Here is a 741-nt window from a genome sequence, read left to right as displayed (position 1 = left end):
CAGAAACCAGAGTGCGCCTCACGCCGCGGCGAAGACGCCGCGACGCGAGGCGCGAGCTGCCGCTGTTGTAGCCGCACCCTCATAGAATTCACGACGGCGCTGTCTCGTTCGCGTTGACACGTTCCGGGGGCGCGGGCTGCACGATCGGCTGCGGGGGCTGCGCGAACGGCTCCGCGGGGGGCGCGGGCGGGGCGACGCGCTGCTGTTGCTGGGCAGCGTGCACGGTGGCCGGATCCACCACTCTGCAGTGCCCGATCCCGGGCACGAAAACGTAAACCGCGCCCGTCGCCGGATCGAATACCGGCGGTGACGGAGCCGGCTCGGGAGCCGGCGCAGGCGGCGGCGGGGGCGGTTGCGGGGTCTGCGGTTCCGCACGCTTCGATTTCATGAGGTCGACAAGACCTGTCAAGAGCGGGGCCAAGGTTGCCAAGGACAATTCGTCGCCCTTCTCCACGCCACCCTGCACCTTCGCGTCCTTCATCGCCTCGAACGCCTCCTTCCACGGGCCCGAGTCTTCGCGGGGCGTGGGGGGCTGTACGCTCTTCGTGAACTCGAAGATCTCGCGCGCCTGCTCTAATCCATTGGGCCGTTCCGTCGCGAGCTTCTGTTTACACTGTTCTGCCTCCCTCGGAACGGGACAAACCTAACCGCCGTGCTACACCCGGTCGAGGACAAACCGTTCATGTCGAAGCGAACCCGCAGGAACCATACGAGCGAGCAGAAGGCTGCGCTGCTGAAGCG

Annotated in this window: 1 protein-coding gene; it reads right to left on the bottom strand. The window is 67.1% G+C overall.

The genetic code is table 11. The features are described from left to right. Nucleotides 1–88: 88 nt before the first annotated feature. Complete coding sequence (locus tag GF068_RS43240; RefSeq protein WP_153825431.1) at nucleotides 89–481, bottom strand: hypothetical protein; 393 nt, start codon at nucleotides 479–481, stop codon at nucleotides 89–91. Nucleotides 482–741 lie beyond the last annotated feature (260 nt).

It is taken from the genome of Polyangium spumosum, assembly GCF_009649845.1.
In the GTDB taxonomy this organism is placed as follows: domain Bacteria; phylum Myxococcota_A; class Polyangia; order Polyangiales; family Polyangiaceae; genus Polyangium; species Polyangium spumosum.
The sequence above is the reverse complement of the archived record's forward strand: the minus strand, read 5'-3'. Positions and strand labels throughout refer to the sequence as shown.

What these genes read in the sequence shown, in the direction of transcription:
- GF068_RS43240 (WP_153825431.1), bottom strand. Translation starts at nt 481, where the DNA reads ATGAAGGACGCGAAGGTGCAGGGTGGCGTGGAGAAGGGCGACGAATTG.